Genomic DNA, 18,580 nt, shown 5'->3' on the forward strand with positions numbered 1-18,580 from the left:
TGAGAAAACAGACCCGGCCATTTCTTTGCGGGATTTGATCGTTTGCGGTCTTTGGTTTCCGTCCGTAGATAGCCGATAAAAAGTCCATTAAAAACTGGCTGCAACCGATGAAACCCCATATCGCGTCTAACCCCGAACATCGCGCAAATCTGATCGGCAGCATCTGGATGATGGCTGCGATGGTGGCGTTTTCCTTTGAAGATGCGTTTGTTAAGGCTGTCTCAGAAGCCCATGCCGTTGGTCAGGTCCTGATTGTATTTGGGGTCGGTGGGGCGATCCTGTTTGCAGTTGTCGCGCGGATCAACAAACAGCGCTTGCTTAATCCTGATGTACTGTCGCGTGCGATGGGCATACGGATCATTTTTGAAGTTATTGGCCGGTTGTTTTATGTCCTCGCACTGGCTTTAACGCCGCTTTCATCGACGACTGCAATTCTTCAGGCAACGCCAATTATTGTCGTTCTTGGAGCCGCCGTCCTGTTTGGCGAAAAGGTGGGTTGGAGAAGATGGACGGCAATCATCGTCGGATTGATTGGCGTTTTGATTATTTTGCGTCCGACAGCTGACAGCTTTTCTGCGTTATCCCTGCTTGCCGTCATCGGTACGATTGGCTTTGCCGGGCGTGATCTTGCCAGCCGCGCCGCGCCGGTATCACTAAGCACCTCCATCCTGGGTTTCTATGGCTTTGTGGCCATTATCCTGGCTGGCATCGTGTTTTCATTGTGGGATGGAAAAGCTTTTACGTGGATGAATACGCAAAGCTTTTTGTATTTCGTTGGCGCAATCCTGATGGGGGCGTTTGCCTACGCCGCCTTAATGAAAGCGATGCGCAGTGGCGATGTTTCCGCAGTTACGCCATTTAGGTACACCCGCTTGTTGTTTGGTATTGCATTGGGCATGATCCTGTTTGGCGAGGAACCGGACATGCTGATGATGATCGGTTGCGGTGTCGTCGTTTTATCCGGGTTGTTCATTCTTTGGCGCAGAAAAATTACCGAAGAGCACCTCGACACTCCGTGAAATCCAGACTAAGTCCAATTCAAATTAATCGAGCAACCGCAAATGGGGCGAACATGTCTCTTGAAGTAAGTACCTTGGTCGCCGAAGGCAGTAAAATGGTCACCAGCTATGGCGACGGCATTTTTCGATTTGGCGAAGAAACGGTTACGGGATCGATCCTGCTGTTTCCTGAAGCCGTCTATTCATGGAACGTCACGACAAAAGACGACATCACGCCGGAATCTTTTTCCCGGGTGATCGAAAAGGCCGATGAAATTGAGATCCTGTTGCTTGGCATGGGGACACGTCTAACACCTGTCCCGCTTGAGTGGCGCCAGGCGCTCAAGCCGCACGGTATTGTCATCGAGCCAATGGATACCGGTGCTGCTTGCCGGACCTACAATGTTCTGGTGTCTGAAGCACGCCGCGTTGCAGCGGCGATGATTGCTGTCTGACGCTTACGCAAAGAACTTCTGCAGTTCATGGCGGATATCAAGCACGCTTGAAAAAAGTGCCGCCGGTCCTGGGGCCTGATCAATCGGGAAGACATCCCCACACAGAAATACGTTTTTCCATGGTGCTCGCAGTTGCTGTCGGCTGGCAGCCATTCCCGGCGTCATTTCAGGAAACGGAGCTTCGGCGTTGATGAACAAGTGGTTGGGATACAGTGCATTGTCCGCATTATCCGATCGCGTTTGCAAATCAAGATTAAGGTACTGGTCGCAGAGCCAAACACAACGTTGCCAGACAAGCTGTGCAAATTGATCGGCGTTCTGGGTATCTTGCAGCTGCAAGCTGCTGTTCAGGCTTACCTGAAGATGACGACGATTGCAGTAGATCGCACGCACGATATCATCACTGACCAGCAGGGCTTGTGGCTCCGCAAATGGTTTGCGCATTTCAAACGTCATGCAGCGCCGATGTGCAGGTGCGGGTGATATCCCGATATCGGGCACCGCATCGCATAATGGTTTGGGGTGCAGGGCCAGAACAACGGCATCATCAGGGTTCAGAACAATCTGACTGTCATCTTCGAACAGCAAATCGGTCGCGTAGTCGGATGTACTGTCAATATCGCCAAGTTTTGTTCGACTTTTGATGGTCCCGCCAGCAGCCAGGAACCGTTCACGCAGGGCAGGCAGGGCAATATCGTTGAGGATAATCGGATCAATCGCCGCAAACACCGGTTCATGATGGCGCGCCAGCATCCCGCGTAACCTTGGCACCAGAACCCGTGCCAACAGGGACTTTGAACATCGATGGGCAGGCATGGAAAACAGAACTTCGGCCAGAACAGTAAGCGCATCACGATGATAGGTGCCGGGCTGATGGGCTTTGTCGTCAGAGTCAAATGCACCCGATGAGAACGTGCTGTCGAGCCGGTTTTCTTCACTGGTAGATCGTTGTTGCCAAAGTGTCAGTGCGGTATAGGCACGCGCCGCAATGCTTATCCGTCTAGAAATCAGTGCCCGCGATATACCCTGATCAAGCGATACAATGGCGGGTTTGCGACGCCCGCGTTTCAATCCCATCACACAATGGGCCGGTCTGATCAGTTTCGTGGGAATTTCCGAGTAGCCAGCAAAGAAATCGGCGACCAGCCCCGACGGATCATAAAATATCTCTGGCTCTGCTGTTTTGTGGCTTTCAGGTGCAGTGTGCATGCCGCGCGTCCAGCGGCTTTCAAATGGCTCGGCTTCGTCATATAGCGTTACGTCAAAGCCGTCCTCGGCCATGCAGGTGGCAAGTGCCGAACCGGCCAGACCGCCGCCGATAATGTGTAAGCTTCCGGACGCAAATGATGCCATATGCCTGAGCCAATTTAGTTGTTATACAGAGGCCAGAGAACGATGTGCTACATAGTCGTACCAAGTCAGAAGTCCTAATAACCTTAACATCAGAACAGCTTACAAGCCATGGATGAAATCACAACCGAACTGGACAACCTGAACGAAGAGGTGATCGGCCACATGAATTCGTGGGTCGATATGCTTGGTGGAGGGGAGATCGGAAGGCTTGTCGGTGCTGCCTTGGTGCTGCTTGTTTTCTTTATCTTCAAGCGGGTTCTGGTGCGTGGTGCACTTGCTATCTTGCGTCGGATTGCACAGCAGCGTTCAGAAAGCATGATGGGCAATGTGCTTGATGCCTTTGCACTGCCTTTGCAGGCTTTGTTCATGCTGCTTGGGGTTTATTTCGCAACCGAGGTCCTGACACTCCCCGAAGAAATTGATGCCTTTGCTGTTGAGGCTATTTCAATCGCGGCTGGTTTCTGTGTCTTCTGGGCGCTGTTTCGCGCTGTGGAGCCGTTGGGGGTATCGTTAAATCGGCTGGTCGGCCGATTTGGTGCCGGGCTTGGCGATGATCTCAGGCAATTCTTCATCCGTGGGGTAAAGACCCTGATCGTCGTTATTGGCGGCGTTATCATTCTGGAAAACTGGGGCATTGATGTTTCAGCGTTCCTGGGTGGTCTTGGTCTTGCCGGGATGGCAGTTGCGTTGGCGGCAAAGGATTCTGTTGCCAATATCTTTGGTGGCCTGACCATTTTCGCCGACAACCTGTATAAGCGCGGCGACTGGATCGAAACACCGCACTTCGAAGGAACGGTCGAGGTTGTGGGCCTGCGGGCGACCAAGGTACGTACCTTTGCCAAGGCGCTGGTTACGATGCCAAATGCCCAGATCGTTGATTCGCCTGTGATCAACTGGTCGCGCATGACACATCGTCGGATCAAGATGGTGATTGGTCTGGAATACCGAACGACCGCCAAACAAATGGAAGCGATCGTCGACAAGCTGCGCGATTTTTTGAAGAACGATGACGATGTCGCCCAGACCGATGTCGCCCAAATGGTACATTTGTCAGATTTTGGTGCCAGTTCGATCAATATTGATCTTTATTACTTCACCAAAACCACTGACTGGGTGACGTGGCGAGATATCCGCAACCGTCACATCATCGCTTTCAAACGTATTGTCGAGGAAGAGGACGCTGCTTTCGCATTCCCGTCGCAATCGCTATATGTCGAAAGCATGCCGGAAATCATCAACAGCCAAAAAGACGATCAACGTTCAGAACGTAAGATCGGATAGGATAAATGCCCGATACGCCAAAGCTTTCCCACTGTGCCGACTATGTCAGGCGCCATGACCGGGACCGTTTCCTGTGCGCGCTGTTTGCGGCACCGGAAAAGCGTGAATCTCTGTTCACCCTGTACGCTTTTAATCAGGAAGTCTCCAAAACGCGCGAGATGGTCAGTGAAGTCATGCTGGGCCATATCCGCTTGCAATGGTGGCGTGACACCCTGACCGAACTGGGCGCGGGGCAGGTGCGCAAGCACGAAGTTGTTGAGCCACTGGCTGATTTGGTGAAGGACGGGCACCTCGATATCGCCGACCTTGAGGCGATTGTTGCCGCGCGCGAGTTTGATCTTGAAGACCGCCAACCTGCCACCCAGCAGGAACTTGATCGCTATATTGATCAAACGTCCGGGCAGATCAGTGTTCTGGCGTCAAGGCTGCTTGGGGCAGGTGGCGACGATGCAGACCATGCGGCACGGCTTGCAGGCAATGCGTATGGCTTGGTCGGCATTATGCGGGCCATCGTGTTCCATGGCCGATCAAAACGCCTTTATCTCCCCAAGGACAGGATGGAACATCACGAGGTCGCGCAAGGCGACGTCTTCGAGTTCCGTAAAAAACAGGAAATTCGTGAGTTCATTCGCGAACTGGCCGAATTGGCGCGTGCCCGCATTGCCGAAGCCCGCAAACATCGCCGAGCGTTGCCAAAACAGGCCCACGCCGCCGCATTGCCGGTGGTTCTAGCCGACGGGTATCTGCGCAAGCTTGCCAAGTCCGGGTATGATCCGTTTTCGGCCGAATTCGGTTTGGCACGACCGGCCAGTCTGCGGTTGACCCTTAACGGGATGCTCAAGAGATATTGATCCGATATCGCTTGTCACATGACCATTGTATAAATATCTCTTATGGTGAGAATAAAGGTCAGGACAGCACTGAACTGTACGTGGTAGCGTTGGTAACCCTTTGATATCTGGCGCAAGATGCGGGCATGCCCGACATGAGGACCAAGATGGCACATTTGATCAAAAAGACCCGGAAACGGTGGTTTGGCGGCCTGATGTTTGTCGGGCTGCTGTGCCTGTCGGTCGTGACTGTTTCACAGGCCCGTGCCGCAAGCATTGAGCCGTTCGTGGGGTCCTATCATGGCACGACCATCGAGCATGCCGAAAACGAGCTTCAAGCCCGTGATCTTGATGTTGTCATCAAGGAGACCGAACGCGGCTTTATCGTCGATTGGTCAACGGTCATACACAAGCCAGACGGACGTGAAAAAACCGTCTCACTGGATGTCGAGTTTTACGCAACCGAGCGTGCTGACATCTATGGCAGCGCCATGCGTTCGGGGCTGTTCGGGAAACGTATTCCCAATGACCCGCTCAAAGGCGAACCATTTTTCTGGGCACGGATTGTTGATAAGACCCTGACTATTCACGCGCTTTATATCAATGATGAAGGCGGGTACGAAATGCAGGTCTACAAGCGCACGCTCGACGACGACGGCAATCTTGATCTGATCTTTCGCCGGTTCCGTGACGGGGAACAAATTCGCGATGTTACGGGCAAGCTGACGCGACAACCTGATCGCTATTGACCGCGCGCCTGTCAGGTCAAAGAAAAAAGCCGCATCACTTTCGATGCGGCTTTTGATTTTTCAGGCTGCGTTCACGGTACTGAGCCACTCATCAAACAGCGGAATGGCACGATCGCTATAAAGCTTCTTGCGATCACGGCCCTTGACCCGTTTCTTGAGATCAAGATCCGGGAAGAGGCCGAAATTCACATTCATCGGCTGGAAGGTGCTTTCATCGGCACCGCCGGTGATATGGTTCAATAGGGCGCCCATGGCGGTTGCAAGCGGCGGCGTCGGGATGGTTTTTCCTGCTTTTTCGGCAGCTGTAAACCGTCCAACCATCAGACCGACGGCTGCACTTTCTACATATCCTTCACAGCCTGTAATCTGACCGGCAAAGCGCAGATCAGGACGTGATTTAAGGCGCAGATTCCCATCCAAAAGTCGTGGCGAGTTCAGGAAGGTGTTGCGGTGAATGCCGCCAAGACGGGCGAATTCGGCATTTTCCAGCCCCGGAATGGTGCGGAAGACTTCAACCTGCGCGCCGTATTTCAGTTTGGTCTGGAAACCGACCATATTGTAAAGCGTGCCAAGCGCATTGTCCTGACGCAGCTGAACGATTGCGCGTGGCTTTTCTTTCGGATTATGCGGGTTGGTCAGGCCAACCGGTTTCATCGGGCCATGGCGCAGCGTTTCGCGCCCACGTTCGGCCATGACTTCGATCGGAAGGCATCCGTCGAAATACGGGGTGTCTTTTTCCCAGTCCTTGAATTCGGTTTTTTCGCCTTCGATCAGGGCGTCGATGAAGCGGTTATACTCATCTTCATACATCGGGCAATTGATGTAGTCCTTGCCATCGCCCTTGTCGTAACGCGACTGGAACCATGCCTTGTCGAAATCAATGCTGTCCTTATAGACAATCGGTGCGATGGCATCAAAGAAGGCAAGGCTTTCCTCGCCAGTTGCCTTGCGAATGGCATCGGCAAGCGCACCGGATGTCAGCGGTCCGGTCGCAATGATGGTATGTTCCCATTCTTCTGGTGGCAGACCATCAATTTCGCCGCGCTCCATCGTGATCAAAGGATGGTTTTCAAGCGCGTTTGTGACGGCCTCGGAAAAACCTTCGCGATCAACGGCCAAAGCGCCACCGGCAGGTACCTTATGCTGATCAGCGCACCGCATGATGATCGAACCGGCACGGCGCATTTCATCATGGATCAGGCCGACAGCATTGTATTCCTTGTCATCGGACCGGAATGAATTCGAACAGACCAGCTCAGCACATTTGTCGGTGTGGTGTGCATCGGTCGGGCGCGTCGGACGCATTTCATGCAGGATGACGGGCACACCGGCTTCTGCCAATTGCCAGGCGGCTTCGCTGCCCGCCAGACCGGCGCCAATAATATGAACAGGCTTGACCGTATTCACGTGTGCGAACTCCTTGCCAGAGTGGATTGTGATCGTGTGGCACACACATAGCGGTGCATGGGGGAAGATTTCAAGTCAATTGCGCCGCAAGCAGAGCAAACCTGTTCACATTGCCTTGCATAACCGAAATTTTCACACCACCACATCCCAACCGTCTTACAGGACAGAGCCGTTCTGTCCCGATAACGTGAAGATGGCATTCCATGAGCTACCCGCATCATCCCTATGGATACGAACCTACCCATTGTCCGGTGATCGGCCTTGTGCCGCGTCGACGGCACGTCATGGATGCAGAGTTTGTCGAAGGCACCAAAGAGCCCGAGAGCAGCGATGGTGACACGCACAGCGATCACAAGGAAAGACGTCTTGGATTTCCATTCGGCGGCGCGGGCGAGGGCGTATTTGGTCCCGCCGACATCGAAGGCATGATCGAATATGTGGTTGCCACCCGTCAGGGATGGCGATCCTCGATGGTGATCCGGTCTTTCCTGCGTTGGTGGCGCGAAGATGAGGATGCCGGTACCAAGGCCGCTCAGGATCGAAAGCAATCAGATGCCATCATCATGCTTCTGGCATTAAACCAGGGCCGAGACGGTTTCGTGCAGGGATATCTAAACGATCTCAAACACGAACAGCTTGATCGGCCCAGGTTGGTGCCACCGGCAAATCCGGTTGAGGTGGCCTTTAACAAAAGTCTGCGTATCGCCGCCCTTGCCTTGGCACTTTCGCCGATTGTCCTTGTCTTCGCGGTCCTGTTTTTTGTGCAGGTCGACAACCTTATCAGCACCGGCAATGGCAAATTGTTTGGTTTCAGCTACGACCTGTTGTTCGTGGTCGGCAGTTTCGGTGCCATCGGTGCCCTGACCAGCATGATGATGCGCCTTGGCAAGGATGTGCCTTGGGGGGAAATGGAACCGGCCTCCGTATTCTTTAATTTCTTGTTCCGGCCGTGCATGGGGTTCTGCTTTGCGATCATTGTCCTTTTAGCGCTTAGGGCCGGAATGTTGCCAATCCCCCTTGATGAGCTGCACAAGATTGATGATCTCGACCAAATCAGCCAATCAGCCGCCGCAGGTCAGCAGATTTCTATCGTGCTTGTCTTCGCCTTCCTGTCCGGATTTAGCGAACGGCTGAGTACTGCGCTGGTCAAGCGGGTTGAAGACAGGGTCACGAATTCGGGCTAAGCCAAAACAAAAAGGGCAGCTTCATGCTGCCCTTATGTCTTATTCCAGTCCGAGATGGCGTTTCAGGTAGCGCCCTGTGTAACTGCGTTCATTGCCCATGATGTCTTCCGGTGTTCCGGCACCGACCAACTGGCCGCCGCCATCACCGCCCTCGGGCCCGATATCAATAATCCAGTCCGCAGTCTTGATAACATCAAGGTTGTGTTCGATCACGACAACCGTATTGCCCTGATCGACAAGCGTATGCAGCACTTCCAGAAGTTTGCGGATATCGTGGAAATGAAGCCCCGTTGTCGGCTCATCAAGGATATAGATCGTCCGGCCGGTCGCGCGTTTGGACAGTTCCTTGGCAAGCTTCACACGTTGGGCTTCACCACCCGACAGGGTGGTGGCCTGCTGCCCCAGATGGATATAGGAAAGTCCGACCTGTTTCAGGGTTTCCATCTTGTCGCGGATAGACGGAACGGCCTTGAAGAAATCGGCGCCTTCTTCGACTGTCATATCAAGGACGTCGGATATCGATTTGCCTTTAAACGATATTTCCAATGTCTCGCGGTTGTAGCGATGGCCTTTGCACTGGTCACATTCGACATAAACGTCGGGCAGGAAGTGCATTTCAATTTTGATGACGCCATCGCCCTGGCATGCTTCGCAGCGTCCACCCTTGACGTTGAAGGAAAAACGACCGGGCTTGTAGCCGCGTGTTTTTGCCTCTGGCAATTGGGCGAACCATTCACGGATGGGGGTGAACGCACCGGTATAGGTCACCGGGTTGGAACGCGGGGTTCTGCCAATCGGGCTTTGGTCAATATCAATGATCTTGTCGATCAGTTCGACACCCGTGATCTCGTCATGTGCGCCGGGGTGATGGCGGGCATTATGCATCCGCTTGGCCAGCGCCTTATACAGCGTCTCAATCACAAGGCTTGATTTCCCGCCGCCCGAAACCCCGGTCACACAGATGAACTTGCCGAGTGGGAAATCTACATCAATGCCCTGCAGGTTGTTGGCCGTTGCCCCTTTGATGGTAATTGCCTTGCCATTGCCCTTGCGGCGTTCTTTTGGAACTGCAATCTGTTCAACGCCGACAAGGTATTTCCCCGTCAGGCTGTCTGGGTTTTGCTGGATCTGTTCCGGGGTTCCTTCGGCAACGATACGGCCGCCATGAATACCGGCACCCGGGCCCATATCCACAACATAGTCGGCAGCCCGAATGGCGTCCTCGTCATGTTCGACGACAAGGACCGTATTGCCAAGGTCACGCAAGCGTTTCAGCGTTTCAAGCAAGCGGTCGTTGTCGCGCTGATGCAGGCCGATGGATGGTTCATCGAGCACATACAAAACACCTGTCAGGCCCGAACCGATCTGGGACGCCAGCCGGATACGCTGGCTTTCGCCGCCGGAAAGCGTGCCGGATGTGCGGGACATCGATAAGTAATCCAGGCCGACATCGCGCAGGAAACGCAGCCGATCATTGATTTCGCGAAGGATGCGACGCGCAATCTCGGTTTCTTTTGCGTTCAGCTTATCTTCCAGTGCCAGGAACCAGTCGGCGGCCTTGGCAATCGAAAGATCGGTGACCTGCGAAATGTCGCAGCCATCAACCTTTACTGCCAGTGCTTCGGGTTTCAGGCGTTTGCCCGTGCAGGTGGGGCAGTGCGACACCATCTGGTATTTGGACAGTTCATCACGGGCCCACTGGCTGTCGGTTTCACGCCAGCGGCGCGACATGTTGGGAATGACACCTTCAAACGGACGCGACACCTTATAGCTACGTGATCCGTCATCATAGGTCACCGTGACTTCTTCTTCGCCCGATCCATGCAGGATGATGTCCTGTGCTTTCTTGGGCAGTTTTTCCCAAGGGACATTGGTTTTGAAGTCAAAGTGCTTGGCAACCGATTTCAGGGTCTGGAGATAGTATTTCGATGTTGTACTGGCCCAGGGCGCGACGGCACCGTTTTCGAGCGTCTTGCTTTCATCCGGGACGACCAGCATCGGGTCGAATTCCATCTGGGTGCCAAGGCCATCACAGGCCGGGCAGGCACCAAACGGGTTGTTGAATGAGAACAGTCGCGGTTCGATTTCCTCGATGGTAAAGCCGGAAACCGGGCAGGCGAACTTTGCTGAAAAAACAGTGGTTTCGCCGGTTTTGGCATCTTCGGTCAAAACGATGCCGTCGGTAAGTTCAAGCGCGGTTTCAAAGCTGTCTGCCAGACGGGTTGAAATGCCATCCTTGACGATCAGGCGATCAACCACGACTGAAATATCGTGTTTGAGATTCTTGTTCAGTTCCGGTGCTTCGTCGATGTCATACATTTCGCCATCGATCTTGACGCGCTGGAAGCCGCGTGCGCGAAGTTCACGCAGTTCTTTTTTGTATTCACCTTTACGGCCACGCACGATCGGGGCCAGAAGGTAAAGACGCGTACCTTCCTCCATCTCCATGACGCGGTCGACCATTTGCGAAACGGTCTGACTGACAATCGGCAGACCTGTGGCGGGCGAATAGGGGATGCCGACACGCGCCCACAACAGACGCATATAGTCATAAATTTCGGTGACGGTGCCAACGGTCGAACGCGGGTTCTTCGAGGTCGTCTTTTGTTCGATGGAGATGGCTGGTGACAGCCCGTCGATATATTCGACATCGGGCTTTTGCATCAGTTCCAGGAACTGGCGGGCATAGGCCGACAGGCTTTCGACATAGCGGCGCTGACCTTCGGCATAGATGGTATCAAAGGCCAGAGAACTTTTGCCTGATCCCGACAGACCGGTAATCACCACGAGGGAATCGCGCGGCAGTTCAACATCAATGTTCTGAAGGTTGTGTTCTTTCGCACCGCGAACCGAGATTTTCGTCAGCATGTCGGGCCTTTTGTTCCTGAATTGTTCGGAAAGTGTATAGAGGAGCCGTAAGCTATACGCAAGCGCACCCCTGACAGTTCCTGTCAGTATTTGTCAGGAGATCCGCAATTAACAACCCGATGCATGACAGAGCCACGAAAAAGCCCGCCGAACAAGACCGGCGGGCTTCATAAATCCTGTGACCGGAACGGTCAGGTTTTTGATCTGGCTTAGCCTTTGGTAACCGTACGACCGGTTGCACCGAGGTCCTTGAAAGCTTCTTCAAGGCGTGCTGCCATCGACAGCTCAGCTTCGCGGATCCAGACGCGCGGGTCATACTGCTTTTTGTATGGCTGATCGGTTTCCGGGTCGACCTGATACTTGAACGCACGTGCGTTGGCTTCGACATACTCGCCAACCGGGCGGGCATAGGCGAACTGGGTATCGGTATCGATATTCATCTTGAAGCAGCCATAGCTGACAGCTTCTTCGATTTTCTCTTTTTCCGAACCGGAACCGCCATGGAATACGAAGTCGAGCGGGCGATCACCCAGACCGTGCTTTTCGGCCACGTATTTCTGGCTTTCCAGAAGGATCTCCGGGCGAAGCTTCACGTTGCCGGGCTTGTAAACGCCGTGCACGTTGCCAAACGCTGCCGCGACCGAGAAGTGACCAAGCGGCGAGAGACGGCGATAAGCTTCTTCGACTTCTTCCGGGCGGGTGTAAAGGCGCGGATCGATTTCCTCAACCGAGGTATCAAGCTCATGACCGATACCGTCTTCTTCACCACCGGTGACGCCCAGTTCGATCTCAAGGCTCATCTCGATGGCTGACATCCGTTTCAGGAAGGTCTCGCAGGTCGCGAGGTTGTCTTCAACGGATTCTTCGGACAGATCCAGCATATGAGAGCTGTAAAGCGCCTTGCCAGTTTCGGCATAGGCCTTTTCGCTCCATTTCAGCATTTCATCGACCCATGGCACAAACTTGCGGTTTGCGTGGTCGGTATGCATGACAACAGCAACACCATAATGTTCGGCCAGAAGCTGTGCATGACGCGCAGCAGATACGGCGCCGAGAACACGGGCCGCAGCAGCGTCCTTGATGCCCTTGCCGGCAAAGAACTGTGCACCACCATTCGAAAGCTGAATGATAATGTCAGATCCGGCATTTGCAGCAGCTTCAAGGGCTGCGTTCATCGTGCTTGAAGACGTAATATTGACGGCGGGAAGGGCGTAACCGTCCTGCTTGCAGGCAGAAACGAGTTCGCGATAGGCAGCACCGGTAACAACACCGGGTTTAACGGAAGGCATGTGGGTACTCCTCCTGGGGGTCAGAGTAAAAACAGATCAGCAGCAAAATCACCTGAAGACCCTGCATACAAACTGTTACAGAGCCCAATGCATCTTCGAAATGCTGTCTCAGGTCAAGGCTTTCCGTCATAGACTTTCGGAAAATATTGCGTTTGCTCAGGCGTAACTCTCTTGCACGCCCTTGATCCAGCTTTGCGTCACTTTGAACTGATCATCAAACAAAATCATATCGGCCTGATAGCCCGGTGCCAAGCGACCAAGAACATCACCAAGCCCGAGGAACTCCGCTGGATAAAGCGACGCCATGCGAAGCGCTTCATCAAGCCCGATTTCGGCCATTTCCATGCAATTGCGCACAGCTGAAATCATATCAAGGTCCGAACCCGCTAACGTCCCATCCGCGAGCGCGCAGCGCCCAGCAACTGCAATGATTTCCTCATCGCCCAGCTTGAACCGTTTATCGGCGGCACCAACCGTTGGCATGGCATCGGTGACCAGCATCACCTTGCCCGCGGCCTTGGCGCGGACGGCGGTTTTGATCACGGCAGCATGGACGTGAAACCCGTCCGCGATCAGGCCACACCATGTGCGATCATCTGAAAGCGCTGCACCGACAACGCCCGGCTCCCGATGGGTCAGGGGGCTCATGGCATTGAAAAGATGCGTGAAGCCCTGCATGCCTTCATCGATTGCCGACATGATATCATCATAGGTGCCCGCTGTATGTCCGGCGCAAACACGAACATCGCGGGCAACGAGCTTTGCAATCACGCCTTTATCAAGCAGTTCCGGTGCAAGGGTGAGTAAAGTGCATCCATTGCGAAGCTTGGAGACGAGTTCTATTGCATCAGGTTCCATCGGTCTGATCTGATCAGCCGAATGCACGCCACGGCGTTTGAGATTGAGATACGGTCCTTCAAGGTGAATGCCGACGACACCAGCTATGCCGTTATCGAGCGCGTCCTGAACGGCAGCAATCGCCGCCTCCATCTTGGCCCGTGAATCGGTAATCAGGGTTGGCAGCATGGATGTCGTGCCAAACCGGCGATGCGCAGCGACCATGGTTTTAATGGTCTCAAGATCAGGCGCATCATTCAGCAAGACACCGCCGCCACCATTGACCTGCACATCAATCAGACCGGGGGAGAGGGTTTGGCCGCTGCCGTCTATTGTTTTGATACCAGCTGGTAGATCCTTATCCGCAACAACGGCATCGATCTTGCCATCCGTGACCAGAACAGAATGCCCCGACAGGAAGCGTGTCCCGTCAAAGAGTCGGGCATTTGATATGGCAAAGTCACTCACGCCTGGGTCTCCGGTTGTTGCGTATCCAAGTTACGGTGGTCGCAGGATCAACCCTGCGGTCGTGGACGGTTGGGCATCGTAATTGGATGATTTGATGGCTGCAACGACCTTAACGAACAATTGTGAAGAAGTCGTCTGCACCGCCCATTTTCGCGGATAGGCGAAATATTCGAACACGAACATTCCATACAACAAGGTTAACCATGGACGCCGCAGGGCGATCTTCATGATTTGGTCGCAAAACTTTCACTTGCCTGCAACACTTGACGCTTTCCGCGTGTCTGCATTTCACGGCACTTCCGCTGCCTGATTGACGGAACACTAGGCAAACACTGGATCTTTGATCCTTTCAAAGCAGCGCCGCCAGTTAGCTTCATAGTGAACATATTGGATGTTCACTTGATCATTTATTGGCGAGTTTTGTGTCATTTCGCCGCCCATTCGCACATCAAAAGTAAGTTTCCGAAAACTGTCACTTGAGCAAAACGGCCCTCAAGAACAAAACGAACGCCTAGCCGGTCGCCGAATTACGGGCGGCGTTCCGTGCCAAGTTTTCAATAGGGAGTTACTTGACCATGTTCCGCAAAACACTGATGGCTGCTGCTGCCGTGTTTGCCATCGGCAACACCGCACAGGCTGCAACCGAGATCACCTGGTGGCATGCAATGGACGGCGCACTTGGCGACGTTGTCAACCAGATCACCGAAGACTTCAACGCAAGCCAGGATGAATACAAACTCGTATCCATCAACAAGGGCGGCTACGAAGACACCATGACGGCCGGCATCGCAGCGTTCCGCGCGAAGAACCAGCCGAACATCATCCAGATCTTCGACGCAGGTGCTGCAACCATCATCAACGCCAAAGGCGCTGTTAAGCCGGTTCAGGATTTGCTTGAAGCAAACAACGTCAATTTCGATATCAATGATTACATCCCGGGTGTTCGTTACTTCTATGCCGATTCAGACGGCAAGATGATCGGCATGCCGTTCAACAGCTCGACCCCGCTTCTGTATTACAACAAAGAAGCGCTGGACAAAGCCGGTGTCGACGTTCCGAAAACCTGGCAGGAATTCGAAGCTGCTGCTCCGAAGCTCAAAGAAGCTGGTTACACCGCGCTTGCGCAGTCGCACAGCCCGTGGATCTTCTTCGAAAACTTCATGTCGCGCCACAACCTGCAGATGGCAACCGCCAATAACGGTTATGACAGCACCGACGTCGAAATCCTTTATAACAACGACGCTCTGAAAGATCACTGGCAGCACGTCAAGGATTGGAAAGACGCCGGTTACTACGGCTATTATGGCCGTGCATGGGGTGCGAACCAGGACGCGTTCGTGCAGCAGCAGGTCGCAATGTGGATCGGTTCTTCCGGTTCGTTTGGTGGCCTTCGCAAGTCCGCACAGTTTGACTTTGGCGCATCGACCCTTCCGTATTGGGAAGGTACCGGCGATGCACCGAAATCAACCTTTATCGGCGGTGCTGCTCTGTTCGCATTCTCCGGCCATGATGCCGCACAGGATGCCGGTGTTGCCGAATTCTTCAAATTCCTGACCAAACCGGAAACCCAGTACTACTGGCACAAAGAAACCGGTTATGTCCCGATCACCAATGCGGCTTATGAGCTGGCCAAAGAAGATGGCTACTACAAGGAAAGCCCGGATGCAGAAGTCGGCATCACCCAGCTTTCCGAAGAAGGTGGCGAGTGGACCAAGGGTTACCGTCTTGGCTTCTATGTTCAGATCCGCGAAGTGATTTATCGTGAAGTCGACAAGATCATGAACGGCGAAGAAACCGTAGATGCTGCCTTTGCGACCATCGAAGAAGAAGCAAACGGTCTGCTGAAGCGCTTCAACGATACCTACTCGAACTAATCTGCTTTTCGCCAAAGCGGGGCGGCCGATGATTTGGCCGCCCTGTTTTGCATTTTCTGATTTTGCTCTGAGGTTGCGTTCCCGATGAAGCGCGTACAGTTTGAACACAGCGCGGTGCCATACCTGTTTATCGCACCCCAAATTCTAATTATTTCCATATTTTTCCTGTGGCCTGCGGCCCAGGCGCTGTACCAGTCGTTTTTGCTTGAAGACGCCTTTGGCATGTCTTCGCAGTTCGTCTGGTTCCGCAATTTTGAAGATGTGCTGACAAGCAGTTCGTGGACACGATCTGCGATCTTTACCGTCGTATTTTCCGTTCTTGTCTCCGTGCTTTCGATCGCGATTTCACTGTTTCTTGCAGTACGCGCCGACGAAGTAATCCGTGGGGCAAAATCCTATAAAACGCTTCTGATGTGGGGCTATGCCATTGCGCCGCCGGTGGCAGGCCTTCTTGGCATCATGATGTTCAACCCGCTCATGGGGGACCTCTATAAGGCCTTCAACAGTTTCGGGTTTGAATTCAACCACATCGAAAACGCCAATGACGCGGCCTTCATCGTCATTCTGATCGCGGTCTGGAAACAGGTCAGCGTAAACTTCATCTTCTTCCTCTCAGGGCTGCAGGGGATTCCGAAGTCGGTTCAGGAAGCAGCGACTCTTGACTGCAAGAGTCCCGAGCGTCGCTTCTGGACCATCACATTCCCGCTTTTGGCACCGACAACCTTCTTCCTGCTGGTGATCAACCTGACTTACGCCTTTTTCGAGACGTTTGGCATTATCGATGTTTCGACCAAAGGTGCCCCGGGTGGTTCGACCGCGACCCTTGTTTACAAGGTGTATGTCGATGGCTTCCTTGGTGCGGATATGGGCGGCAGTGCCGCACAGTCAGTCTTGCTGATGATCATGGTTAGTGTCCTGACCGTGTTCCAGTTCCGCTTTATCGAACGCAAAGTGCATTATTAAGGGGGAACGTCATCATGTATCAGTCCAAATGGCGTATTTTTAGCAACCACACCATTCTGGTGCTTGGCTCACTTTTCATGATCCTTCCGGTCTGGATCGCCTTTGCGTCATCAACCCACACCCGCGAGTATATCTTCCAGAATGGCCTGCAATTCTTGCCAGGCGGGGAGTTCTTCACCAATTACGGCGCGATCCTGTTTGATGCAGAGGCGACAAAGGGCAGGGTGACTGCGCTTGAGATGCTGTTTAACAGCATGGTGCTTGGTCTTGGCTTTGCGATCGGAAAGGTCATCATTTCGATGATGGCTGCCTATGCGATTGTCTATTTCCGCTTCAAGCTGGCTGTGCCGCTGTTCTGGATCATTTTCTCGACCCTTTTGTTGCCGCTCGAAGTGCGCATCGTGCCGTCATATGAGGTCGTGGCGAACCTTGGGCTGCTCAACACATATACCGGTCTGATCCTGCCGCTGATTGCGTCCGCCACTGGAACCTTTTTCTTCCGGCAGTTTTATCTGTCGGTCCCGGACGAACTTCTTGAAGCAGCAAGGCTGGACGGCGCAGGACCGATCCGGTTCTTCATCGACATTCTGGTTCCCCTGTCGGTGACCATGATTGCTGCGATCTTCATCATCATGTTTGTGGTTGGCTGGAACCAGTATCTTTGGCCGCTCCTGATGACCACCGATGATCAGCTCTATACCATCGTTATCGGGATCAAGCAGGTCTACAATTCGCTCTATGAGGGCGGACAGATACCTCAGTTCCCCAAGGCATTCGCACTGACAATCATGGCATCGGTTCCGCCCGTACTGGTGGTGGTCATCTTCCAGCGCATGTTCGTCAAGGGTCTGGTTGAGACGGAAAAATAACCCGGTCCTCCCTGATCTCTGAATTGAAAATAATTGATCCGAATACAGGATAACCAAGATGGCAACTGTTACGCTTAATCAGGCCCAGAAAACCTACCCGAACGGCTTCAAGGCCATTCACGGCATTGACCTTAAAATCGATCATGGCGAGTTCACCGTCCTTGTCGGGCCGTCTGGCTGTGGCAAATCGACACTGCTGCGCATGATCGCTGGTCTGGAAGGGATTTCGGATGGCGAAATCATCATTGATGACAAGGTCGTCAACACAGTGGCACCCGCAGATCGCGATATCGCCATGGTGTTCCAGAACTACGCGCTTTATCCGCACATGAATAACTACGACAACATGGCCTATGGCCTGAAGAACCGTGGATACAGCAAGGCGGAAATTGATGCAAAGGTCCGCGAAGCCGCCCGCATTCTTCAGCTGGAAGATCATCTTGAGCGCAAACCGCGCCAATTGTCTGGTGGTCAGCGCCAGCGCGTGGCCATGGGCCGCGCGATTGTTCGTCAACCCAAAGTCTTCCTGTTTGACGAGCCGCTTTCAAACCTTGATGCCAAATTGCGTGTCGATATGCGCCTTGAAATCAAGAACCTGCAACAGCGTCTTGGCATCACATCGGTCTATGTCACCCACGACCAGGTCGAAGCCATGACCCTTGCCGATCGTCTGATCGTGATGAATGGCGGCGTTGCGGAACAGATCGGAACCCCGATTGATATCTACGAAAAGCCGGCCAGCCAGTTTGTCGCAGGTTTCATCGGCTCGCCCGCGATGAATTTCCTGAAGGGCAAAGTGTCTGATGACAAGAAACACGTCACGGTGGGCGACGGTGTGATGCTTGATCTTGATCATGACATCGAGGCTGGCCGCGACGTCACGGTCGGTATTCGCCCCGAACATCTGGAACTTCTCAAAGACGGGGAAGGACGGATTAACGCCGGTGTGCGCATGGTGGAGTCTCTTGGCGCAGAAACGCTGGCCTATCTCGATTTCGGGGCCAATGCGGACAATGTCACGTTGCGTTTGCAGGGAACACACAAGTTCGAAAAGGGTGAGAAATTAAGCCTTTCGGTTCCCGCCTCAAAAATCCATCTGTTTGATATCGAAAGCGGTCAGCGCATCTGATTAAACCAGATCAGCTAACACCAAAC

At 53.5% G+C, this 18,580-nt stretch carries 16 protein-coding genes; 10 read left to right on the top strand and 6 right to left on the bottom strand.

The window, feature by feature from the left end; genetic code table 11:
• Positions 1-107: 107 nt before the first annotated feature.
• Positions 108-1,019: a DMT family transporter gene (locus tag WBY09_RS10490; RefSeq protein WP_336232693.1), complete on the top strand. Its 912-nt coding sequence runs from the start codon at positions 108-110 to the stop codon at positions 1,017-1,019.
• 53 nt (positions 1,020-1,072) lie between these two features.
• A complete protein-coding gene (locus WBY09_RS10495) occupies positions 1,073-1,453 on the top strand; it encodes an Mth938-like domain-containing protein (protein ID WP_197147510.1) in 381 nt (126 codons plus the stop codon).
• A 3-nt stretch (positions 1,454-1,456) separates the two neighbouring features.
• Here the strand turns inward: WBY09_RS10495 and WBY09_RS10500 are convergent, their stop codons facing one another.
• A complete protein-coding gene (locus tag WBY09_RS10500; protein ID WP_197147509.1) occupies positions 1,457-2,806 on the bottom strand; it encodes an NAD(P)-binding protein in 1,350 nt (449 codons plus the stop codon).
• A 108-nt stretch (positions 2,807-2,914) separates the two neighbouring features.
• Between WBY09_RS10500 and WBY09_RS10505 the strand changes: the two genes are divergently transcribed.
• The 3 genes from WBY09_RS10505 (at position 2,915) to WBY09_RS10515 (ending at position 5,666) form a co-directional block, all read left to right on the top strand.
• The gene (locus WBY09_RS10505) at positions 2,915-4,087 is read left to right on the top strand and encodes a mechanosensitive ion channel family protein (RefSeq protein ID WP_197147508.1); all 1,173 of its coding nucleotides are present in this window, start codon (positions 2,915-2,917) and stop codon (positions 4,085-4,087) included.
• A gap of 5 nt (positions 4,088-4,092) precedes the next feature.
• Positions 4,093-4,938 (top strand): phytoene/squalene synthase family protein, encoded by an 846-nt coding sequence (locus WBY09_RS10510; protein ID WP_197147507.1) that lies wholly within the window; start codon positions 4,093-4,095, stop codon positions 4,936-4,938.
• A gap of 146 nt (positions 4,939-5,084) precedes the next feature.
• Positions 5,085-5,666 carry a hypothetical protein gene (locus WBY09_RS10515; protein ID WP_252724121.1) on the top strand — a complete coding sequence of 194 codons (582 nt, stop codon included), beginning with the start codon at positions 5,085-5,087 and terminating at the stop codon, positions 5,664-5,666.
• A gap of 60 nt (positions 5,667-5,726) precedes the next feature.
• Here the strand turns inward: WBY09_RS10515 and trmFO are convergent, their stop codons facing one another.
• Positions 5,727-7,073, bottom strand: coding sequence for a methylenetetrahydrofolate--tRNA-(uracil(54)-C(5))-methyltransferase (FADH(2)-oxidizing) TrmFO (trmFO, locus tag WBY09_RS10520; protein WP_008891005.1), 1,347 nt, complete (start codon positions 7,071-7,073; stop codon positions 5,727-5,729).
• A 203-nt stretch (positions 7,074-7,276) separates the two neighbouring features.
• On the opposite strand from trmFO, the gene WBY09_RS10525 reads away from it, so the two are divergent.
• Positions 7,277-8,257 (top strand): hypothetical protein, encoded by a 981-nt coding sequence (locus WBY09_RS10525; protein ID WP_197147505.1) that lies wholly within the window; start codon positions 7,277-7,279, stop codon positions 8,255-8,257.
• A gap of 39 nt (positions 8,258-8,296) precedes the next feature.
• Here WBY09_RS10525 and uvrA read toward each other — a convergent pair whose 3' ends face one another.
• The 4 genes from uvrA to WBY09_RS10545 form a co-directional block, all read right to left on the bottom strand.
• A complete protein-coding gene (gene uvrA, locus WBY09_RS10530) occupies positions 8,297-11,125 on the bottom strand; it encodes an excinuclease ABC subunit UvrA (protein ID WP_197147504.1) in 2,829 nt (942 codons plus the stop codon).
• 209 nt (positions 11,126-11,334) lie between these two features.
• Positions 11,335-12,414 carry a class II fructose-bisphosphate aldolase gene (gene fbaA / locus WBY09_RS10535; RefSeq protein WP_064781343.1) on the bottom strand — a complete coding sequence of 360 codons (1,080 nt, stop codon included), beginning with the start codon at positions 12,412-12,414 and terminating at the stop codon, positions 11,335-11,337.
• Between the two features lie 156 nt (positions 12,415-12,570).
• On the bottom strand, positions 12,571-13,719 hold the full coding sequence (gene nagA / locus WBY09_RS10540) for an N-acetylglucosamine-6-phosphate deacetylase (RefSeq protein WP_336232694.1): 1,149 nt from the start codon (positions 13,717-13,719) through the stop codon (positions 12,571-12,573).
• Positions 13,720-13,749: 30 nt separating this feature from the next.
• Positions 13,750-13,947, bottom strand: a complete 198-nt coding sequence (locus tag WBY09_RS10545; protein WP_197147502.1) for a hypothetical protein — start codon at positions 13,945-13,947, stop codon at positions 13,750-13,752.
• A 347-nt stretch (positions 13,948-14,294) separates the two neighbouring features.
• On the opposite strand from WBY09_RS10545, the gene WBY09_RS10550 reads away from it, so the two are divergent.
• From WBY09_RS10550 to WBY09_RS10565, 4 genes are all read left to right on the top strand, one after another.
• A complete protein-coding gene (locus WBY09_RS10550; RefSeq protein ID WP_008891010.1) occupies positions 14,295-15,593 on the top strand; it encodes an extracellular solute-binding protein in 1,299 nt (432 codons plus the stop codon).
• Between the two features lie 84 nt (positions 15,594-15,677).
• Complete coding sequence (locus WBY09_RS10555) at positions 15,678-16,556, top strand: ABC transporter permease subunit (RefSeq protein WP_008891011.1); 879 nt, start codon at positions 15,678-15,680, stop codon at positions 16,554-16,556.
• 14 nt (positions 16,557-16,570) lie between these two features.
• On the top strand, positions 16,571-17,425 hold the full coding sequence (ugpE, locus tag WBY09_RS10560; RefSeq protein WP_336232695.1) for a sn-glycerol-3-phosphate ABC transporter permease UgpE: 855 nt from the start codon (positions 16,571-16,573) through the stop codon (positions 17,423-17,425).
• Positions 17,426-17,483: 58 nt separating this feature from the next.
• Entirely contained in the window at positions 17,484-18,554 is a 1,071-nt protein-coding gene (locus WBY09_RS10565) for a sn-glycerol-3-phosphate import ATP-binding protein UgpC (protein WP_197147499.1), read from the top strand.
• The last annotated feature ends 26 nt before the right edge of the window (positions 18,555-18,580 follow it).

Origin of the sequence: Thalassospira sp. CH_XMU1458, assembly GCF_037027205.1 — a bacterium.
Taxonomy (GTDB): domain Bacteria; phylum Pseudomonadota; class Alphaproteobacteria; order Rhodospirillales; family Thalassospiraceae; genus Thalassospira; species Thalassospira tepidiphila.

Bases quoted from the DNA above. Each gene is read 5' to 3' on its own strand.
- WBY09_RS10490 (WP_336232693.1), top strand. From the start codon at position 108: ATGAAACCCCATATCGCGTCTAACCCCGAACATCGCGCAAATCTGATC.
- WBY09_RS10495 (WP_197147510.1), top strand. From the start codon at position 1,073: ATGTCTCTTGAAGTAAGTACCTTGGTCGCCGAAGGCAGTAAAATGGTC.
- WBY09_RS10500 (WP_197147509.1), bottom strand. From the start codon at position 2,806: ATGGCATCATTTGCGTCCGGAAGCTTACACATTATCGGCGGCGGTCTG.
- WBY09_RS10505 (WP_197147508.1), top strand. From the start codon at position 2,915: ATGGATGAAATCACAACCGAACTGGACAACCTGAACGAAGAGGTGATC.
- WBY09_RS10510 (WP_197147507.1), top strand. From the start codon at position 4,093: ATGCCCGATACGCCAAAGCTTTCCCACTGTGCCGACTATGTCAGGCGC.
- WBY09_RS10515 (WP_252724121.1), top strand. From the start codon at position 5,085: ATGGCACATTTGATCAAAAAGACCCGGAAACGGTGGTTTGGCGGCCTG.
- WBY09_RS10525 (WP_197147505.1), top strand. From the start codon at position 7,277: ATGAGCTACCCGCATCATCCCTATGGATACGAACCTACCCATTGTCCG.
- uvrA (WP_197147504.1), bottom strand. From the start codon at position 11,125: ATGCTGACGAAAATCTCGGTTCGCGGTGCGAAAGAACACAACCTTCAG.
- fbaA (WP_064781343.1), bottom strand. From the start codon at position 12,414: ATGCCTTCCGTTAAACCCGGTGTTGTTACCGGTGCTGCCTATCGCGAA.
- WBY09_RS10545 (WP_197147502.1), bottom strand. From the start codon at position 13,947: ATGAAGATCGCCCTGCGGCGTCCATGGTTAACCTTGTTGTATGGAATG.
- WBY09_RS10550 (WP_008891010.1), top strand. From the start codon at position 14,295: ATGTTCCGCAAAACACTGATGGCTGCTGCTGCCGTGTTTGCCATCGGC.
- WBY09_RS10555 (WP_008891011.1), top strand. From the start codon at position 15,678: ATGAAGCGCGTACAGTTTGAACACAGCGCGGTGCCATACCTGTTTATC.
- ugpE (WP_336232695.1), top strand. From the start codon at position 16,571: ATGTATCAGTCCAAATGGCGTATTTTTAGCAACCACACCATTCTGGTG.
- WBY09_RS10565 (WP_197147499.1), top strand. From the start codon at position 17,484: ATGGCAACTGTTACGCTTAATCAGGCCCAGAAAACCTACCCGAACGGC.